We start from the raw sequence: 6,492 nt of genomic DNA, 5'->3' as shown, positions 1-6,492 counted from the left end.
CAGAGCCCTCGAACGGACCTCTGGATCGATCTTTTTAGGCATGAGCTCATCCTTCCTGACTCAGAAGGAAGCGGCATCAAACCAGGGGTGATTCATACTCCTTCCCGGGATCGCGGTTATGCTCCCGGCACGCACCCGTTGGGCTGGCTGGGCGTACTCGCTCGCGGCTGGCGTAACGGCCGGAGTGATCGCGCTACTCGGGGCATGGACCGATTGGGGCTTGGGATAGACCTTGTCGATCAGGACTGCTTCTTGCAACTCGCCCTAGTTCAACACGTCCCGTTACCAGTTGAAAAATGCTGGGGGACAGGGCTTTAGCTAGCCAGATAGACATAGGCCCGTCGGCGTCACAGGCCGAGCTGCTGGCGCAGCGTGGCGAGGTCCTGTTGAGCGACGTCGAGGATCTCGGCGGCCGCCGGCGGGCAGTATCTGATCGCCTTGTCGTTTTCCGTGATGACCAGGTGGGTGTCACCGGCCAGGATGAAGTGGGCCTTCTTGCCTTTGCGGTGGGCGGCGCACGGACGCTCGTGATTCGTGCGGGGCGTCTCGACACGGACGTGGCGCAGGATCGCTTTGGTGGTGGGCATGCTGACTCCTTTGGGGCACGGTACGGGTGAGGTTTTACCCGCGTTGGGACAGTTGGGATCTCAACGTGTCGCGGACGGTGTCGGCGATCTTGTCGATGCGTTCGAAGATGGTGGTCAACTGCTCGCCCGACCACTCGCCGCGGGTGCCGTTGGGCATGCCCACCGCCTCGTTGATCGCCGCGGCCAGACGGCGGATTGCGATGACCGTGTTGTGCTGACGCGGGCCGCCCGTGACGGCCATCAGCTGGTGACCCCGGGTCGGGAGGTCGAGGTCGGCCAGAATTCGGTTGGCGACCGCCTTGGTGCGCTGGTTGACCCGGGTCTTGGCCGATTGTCGTGCCCGCTGCGGGGAGACCGGGATCGGCTGCGGCGCAGGGGGTGCGGCTGCTGCCTGCTGCGCCAGCAGGCGTTGGCGTAGCTGCTCGCGGTCAACGACGTCGCCGACACGAATGCCGGGGGCGACTTCGCGGTTCAAGATCTCGTCGAGGACCCGGTCGTCGGTGGGATCAAGGTAGGTCTGCTCGACGAAGTCGGTGAGGATCTCGTTGTCGACGAGCATGCCCTCGTCGAATCGGCGGGCACGCGGTTCGCCATCACCGTTGCCATCGCCGTCATCGTCGGTGGTGCCGGCAACCCATCCGTGCACCAAGGCTTGGTCATCGAGGTCGAGTTCGCGGAATTCTGACCAGCGGGCGTCGTTGTTGAGTCCGATGTGGGACACGATGTGGCCCTGGTTGTCGGGGTGCTCGGGGGCCGCCTCCTGCACCACGCGCATCACCCGGCCGACAAACTGGATGTAGGGCGCCAGGCTGCGGAAGGGCCGGAAGATCGCCGCGACACTCAGGCGCGGGTGGTCGAAGCCCTCACCGAGCATCTGCACCTGCACGACGCAGTCGAGCTGCCCTTGGCGCAGCCGTGCGATGACGGCGTCCTGGTCGTTTTCGTCCATGTCGGAATGGATCTCGGCCGCGCGGTATCCGCATTCGTTGTAGATCGCGGCGACCTGGCGGGCATGGTCGACCGAGCAGGCCGCGGCGATGATCTGGTGCTGGATACCGGTCTGGGCGCGCATCCGGTCACACGCCTGGATGCTGGCCTCCACGATGTGGCGGTTGCACTCGGTACTCAGCGCCACGCCGCGGCGGAACCAGGCCTCCTCGCGCAGTTCCAGGACTTCGTCGAGGGTGTGGCGGCGGGTGTCGTCACGGTAGGTGAAGTACAGCTCGGCGGGGGCGACGTTGCGGGAGTGGATCTGCTTGATGTAGCCGGTGATCATCGCCCGGGTGAACGGGTACCGGTAGACGATGTCGCCGTGCAGCTGCTGCTGGTCGGAGCGAAACGGGGTGGCGGTCAGGCTGACGACCTTGGCATTGGGGAAGCGCCGGAACACCTTCTGCCAGCTTTCGGCGGCAGCGTGATGGCCCTCATCGACCAGGATCATGTCAAAAAAGTCCTCCGGGAACTGCGGAAGCCACCGGTCGGCCTGGCTGGCCAGCTGCTGGATGTTGCAGACCACGAAGTCACTTTCGATCGCGTCGTGGACGTTGGCGTTTGGCCCGTCCAGGACGGCCATCCACGGCCCTGCGGTGAAATCCGACAACACCCGACACTTGGTCCAGAAACACTGCGGGCTGGTGATGTCCACGGCATCGGCGACCCCCTTACGGATCGTCAAGTTCGGCGTGATCACCAGCGTGCGACCACGGGCGATGCCGAAGGGCAGAGTCGCCATGATGCCGGTCTTGCCGCACCCGACTGGAATCTGCACGATCGCCGGGGTGGCGTTCTCAGCGAAGTGCTCGCGCACAGCACGGTGGGCCTCGCGCTGTGGCTCCCGCAACGCCGCGTTGGCCTCGACGTCCGCGTTGGCGGTGACGAACACACTGCTGTTGGCGCCAGCCGCGGCGGCCTCCTGGGCACGGCGATACTCCAGCCGGAACGGCTCCAGGTCGGCGCGCCGGTAATACCGGTAATCACTGCCGGGGCGCCGCAGCGCAGGCAAGGTGCCGTCACGATCCCATCGCCGCAGCGTCTGGGCGGACACCCCGAGATAAGCAGCCGCCTCCGCGACTCGCAGAAAACCTTGTTCAGCCATGATTAAAACTATACAACATTATACAACTCTAACAAGTATCCACTGCGTATATTGCCGCGCGCAAATGAGCTTCAACCTCGACACACTCTCCCGCTCACACGTCAGGTCACCTGGACGGGCCGGGCCCTCGAGGCCGACAAAGTCACCACAGCGTCCCGCTACATCAGTCGGGCAGGTAGGTGCGAGGCAGGAGTGCCGAAGTGATCTGCGGTACCCGATTTTCGTTGACGTAGATCACACATTGCAGATAGCGTGTCCACCACTTGCTGGTCTTGGGGGGCGAGTGAAGGTGGTGACGGTGCGTAGGTTTGGTATTGCCCTGGCCTCGTTAGTAATTGCCGCATTAATGTGGATCGGCGCAGGCGCGGTACGCGCGGACGTCTTCCATGGTTACTGGATCTACGGGAAGATCCACGAGGAATACGAACAAGCCGGTGGTTACAACTTCTTCGGCAACGCCACCATCCCCGAGTCAAACACCCAGAACGGCGGCAAGTTTCAGAAGTTCGTCAAGAACAGCTCGATCTACTGGCACTCCGCCGTGGCCGGCGGGCATGCCAACCAGATCGGTGGACTTATTCGCGATGCGTGGGGCCGAGTAGGTTGGGAGACTGGGTATCTGGGCTATCCGATCACCCGCGAGTTCGGCGTCAACGGCGGGCGCGCGAATCACATGGTGGCCGGGTCGATCTACTACTCGGCCACGACCGGAGCTAAAAACGTGTGGCTGGGAATCCGCGACGTCTGGGCCGATTCAGGCTGGGAGAACGGGCGATTCAAGTTTCCCACTGAAGACACCCGCACCACCACCTGCTCGGTCTGGGCGCAAGACTTCCAGGGCGGCACTGTGCTCTACAAGGACACGGGCGTCGGCGGCTACTTCCTACCCAACAACGACGTCGATGGGCAGCGCCTCGCCTACAGCACCGGCGGCGGTTTCCTCTACGGCGCCGAGCTGCAATCTGCGGTGAACTCCTGGAACCAACTCAGTCCTATCACGGTCGCGCCGGTAGGTGTGTTCGAGGTTGCCGATGTGGCGATCTCGACGGAAAACCGATCCGATGTGAGCTGGTCTGGGCTGCACACGCGCTACAACGCGCCGCTGACCAGCACTATCCAGATCAACATGCACTACGTGCAGGGCTACTCATCGGCGAGGAGAGCGGGGGTGATCGCCCACGAGATTGGGCACGCACTGGGACTGTTCCACACCTGCTCCAACGACCTGATGGCAGATAATGACGGGGCCCGCGGAACGTCCTACACGCCCACTGGGCTCACCCGCGACCTCTACCACAACAAGTGGGGATTCTGATGACCACCAACCACCGAGCAACACGACCGGCGGCCCTCACGCTCGGCATCGTCGGCATCTTCGCCGCTGCCACCCTGGCCGCGTGCGGCGAACAAACCGTCAATGAGGGCATCCCTCCCCTCGAATCGGCCACGGCCACCTCGACCGCCCATGCGGACTCGATCACCGACACCTCTGACCTACGCAACCTGATGGCGATCTCGACGCACGTCTTCACCGGCCGCGTCGAATCAGCCGCCGGCACCAAGGCACTCGGGCCACTCCCCGAAACTCAGTACAGCGTGCTCACCAAAACGGCGATCAAAGGTGAAGTCCCCGAGAGCGTGGTAGTCAACCAGCAAGGCGGAGTCAAAGACGGTGTCTACATTTCCGTCAACGGCGACAGACCTCTCAAGGTCGGCCAGTGGTACCTGTTCGCCACCCGCTACCTCGAGTCAGAGAAGTGGTACACCCTCGTCCCTGTCGACGGCCGCAAGCCTGTGACTGAACAACAAGCCCGCGACAGAGCCTCCGCGCCCCTAGCCGCAGCTGAGGCCGCGTTGCGCGCCAACCCCCAAAACCGGCTCGCACCACCGGCCCCACCGAGCCCGTCGATGACCTTTCCGATACCCCAACCCGGCGACCGCAACCCGCCACCACCCTCACCGGCGCCAACCGGTTAATCATCCGGTGGTCAGGGTGTATGAACCGTCCTGGATCGGATGGAGACCTCGTTTAGGCCACCGCCATCTCGGAGGTGGCTGTCTCACGGTAGCGCCTCTCGTACTCAATGGGCGGGCAGTAGCCGATCGATGAGTGCAGCCGCTCGGTGTTGTACCAGTGCACCCAGGCGGCGGTCTCGCGCTCGACTTCTGCGCGCCCGGTCCACGATCGCTGGCGCTCGATCAGTTCGGTCTTGTACAACCCGATGGCTGATTCCATCAACGCATTGTCGAGTGCATCGCCGACCGACCCGATCGATCCGGCCAAGCCGGAGTCGCGTAATGCTTCGGTGAACGCCAGCGCTGTGTACTGACTTCCGGCATCGCTGTGATGAATCAAACCTGTTGCAGTGAACGAGAAGTCGGTTCTACGTCGGGTGAACAAGGCCTGTTCGAGAACGCTGGTCACCAACGGTGTCGACTTGCTCGTCATCACCCGCCACCCGAGGATTCGACGCGAGTACACATCGACGAGAAACGCGGTGTAAACGAACCCTGCCAGGGTCCAGCAGTAGGTGAAATCAGCCACCCACCACTGATCTGGCCTGGCCGGCAATGACCACTTGCGCTCCACCAGATCAGGATGCCGCGGCGCGCGATCATCGCGCTGGGTCGTGATCGTGCGATGTTTTCCGCGGGTGACTCCGGCGATCCCGCAGATCCCCATCAGTCGGCCCACCTGATCACGGCCCATCTCACGGCCCTCGCGGCGCATCGTGTGCCAGATTTTGCGGACGCCGTACACGCCACGATTGCGATGAAACGCCTGGTAGACCGCGTGAGCGTCGTACGCCTCGGCCAATCGTGTCACCGAGACCGGACCCGCTTGCGTGCGGGCGTAGTAGGTGGACGGGGCGATCTGCACGCCGTGCTCAGTGAGCACTCGGCAGATCGGGGCGACCCCGAACCGACCCTTGTGAGCGTCGATGTAATCAACGATCACCGCAGTCGGCGGTCGACCTCCGCCGCGGCGAAAAACGCCGACGCTGTCTTCAAAATCTCATTGGCCCTTCGCAATTCAGCGTTCTCCTTGCGAAGCGCCGCCAACTCGGCGTCCTGCTCGCCCACCGTCATCGTTCCCCGCGCAGTCACGATCGGCCGGTCCTTCTCGATCCAGTTCCGCAACGTCGCCTGGTTGATATCGAGCAATGCGCCCACGTGTTTCCGGGCGGCGAGCTTTCCGCCGCCATGCTCGGCGAGGTGGTCGTGATACATCCTCACAGCCCGCTCACGCGTCTCTGGATCAAACTTCCTCAGTGCACCCATACCGGCATTCTCCTGGTGAGATCACGGTCTCCACCAGACCCAGGACGGTTCAGTAGAACCTGGCGTGCGGCCCGGTCGGTTATGGCCGTACCACAGGTCGTTGACCCTTTCGATCAAACGCTCATGCACGACCAGGGCGAGTTGACGACGGGCGCCCGCTCACTGTCTCAGGCACTTCTCGCGGTCGCCCGCAGCGACAATCCCTGGTCGAAGGGGCCCCACTCTAAGTCGGGTTCGGCGTTCAGGCCATCGTCCTCGGAGCCGCGGGACAGGGTGTCGATCTTGATGATCGCTGGGCTGGGGGCGTCGACCAGGTACACCATGATGTCGCCGGCAGCATACGTTCGTGGGGTCAGCCAGACGAGATCGTCAACATCCGGGTCGTCGTCGTCGCCAGGGAAGAAGCTATTTACGGCTTGCCGCCACGGCTGAAGAGACTGCTGAAATAGTCGGTGTCGTTTCGGTGTGGGGTGAGCGGGTTTGCCTGGTGGGCTGGGATCCTGGTGGGTATGCAGGGTGAGCCGGATC

The 6,492-nt window shown here is 63.3% G+C and carries 5 protein-coding genes, 1 pseudogene and 1 other annotated feature; of the genes and pseudogenes, 2 read left to right on the top strand and 4 right to left on the bottom strand.

The features are described 5' to 3' along the window. Positions 1 to 347: 347 nt before the first annotated feature. Positions 348 to 587: a hypothetical protein gene (locus ACFUEJ_RS24025; RefSeq protein WP_055477305.1), complete on the bottom strand. Its 240-nt coding sequence runs from the start codon at positions 585 to 587 to the stop codon at positions 348 to 350. Between the two features lie 34 nt (positions 588 to 621). Further along, a complete protein-coding gene (locus ACFUEJ_RS24020) occupies positions 622 to 2,682 on the bottom strand; it encodes a DEAD/DEAH box helicase (protein WP_068970440.1) in 2,061 nt (686 codons plus the stop codon). 298 nt (positions 2,683 to 2,980) lie between these two features. Between ACFUEJ_RS24020 and ACFUEJ_RS24015 the strand changes: the two genes are divergently transcribed. Together ACFUEJ_RS24015 and ACFUEJ_RS24010 are read left to right on the top strand one after the other, a co-directional pair. Beyond that, entirely contained in the window at positions 2,981 to 3,997 is a 1,017-nt protein-coding gene (locus tag ACFUEJ_RS24015) for a reprolysin-like metallopeptidase (RefSeq protein ID WP_165630005.1), read from the top strand. After that, entirely contained in the window at positions 3,997 to 4,659 is a 663-nt protein-coding gene (locus ACFUEJ_RS24010) for a hypothetical protein (RefSeq protein ID WP_055477302.1), read from the top strand. Before ACFUEJ_RS24015 ends, ACFUEJ_RS24010 begins: the two co-directional genes overlap by 1 nt. 52 nt (positions 4,660 to 4,711) lie before the next feature. Here ACFUEJ_RS24010 and ACFUEJ_RS24005 read toward each other — a convergent pair. Both ACFUEJ_RS24005 and ACFUEJ_RS24000 read right to left on the bottom strand, forming a co-directional pair. Continuing rightward, positions 4,712 to 5,964, bottom strand: a protein-coding gene (locus tag ACFUEJ_RS24005; protein WP_137811086.1) for an IS3 family transposase whose coding sequence is annotated in 2 segments (ribosomal slippage) — positions 4,712 to 5,670 and positions 5,670 to 5,964 — 1,254 coding nt in all. Because the reading frame shifts where the segments join, the coding sequence is not laid out codon by codon here. Continuing rightward, positions 5,549 to 5,680: a sequence feature (AL1L pseudoknot), on the bottom strand. Its footprint overlaps the gene before it by 132 nt. 167 nt (positions 5,965 to 6,131) lie before the next feature. Further along, positions 6,132 to 6,492: pseudogene (locus tag ACFUEJ_RS24000) on the bottom strand (hypothetical protein); the annotation flags it as partial.

Source organism: Gordonia sp. NPDC057258, assembly GCF_042668985.1.
GTDB lineage: Bacteria > Actinomycetota > Actinomycetes > Mycobacteriales > Mycobacteriaceae > Gordonia > Gordonia hongkongensis.
Note: the sequence above shows the minus strand (reverse complement) of the source record. Positions and strands in the feature narration are given on the sequence as shown.

Coding starts and splice junctions, on each gene's coding strand:
- ACFUEJ_RS24020 (WP_068970440.1), bottom strand. CDS start 2,682: ATGGCTGAACAAGGTTTTCTGCGAGTCGCGGAGGCGGCTGCTTATCTC.
- ACFUEJ_RS24025 (WP_055477305.1), bottom strand. CDS start 587: ATGCCCACCACCAAAGCGATCCTGCGCCACGTCCGTGTCGAGACGCCC.
- ACFUEJ_RS24010 (WP_055477302.1), top strand. CDS start 3,997: ATGACCACCAACCACCGAGCAACACGACCGGCGGCCCTCACGCTCGGC.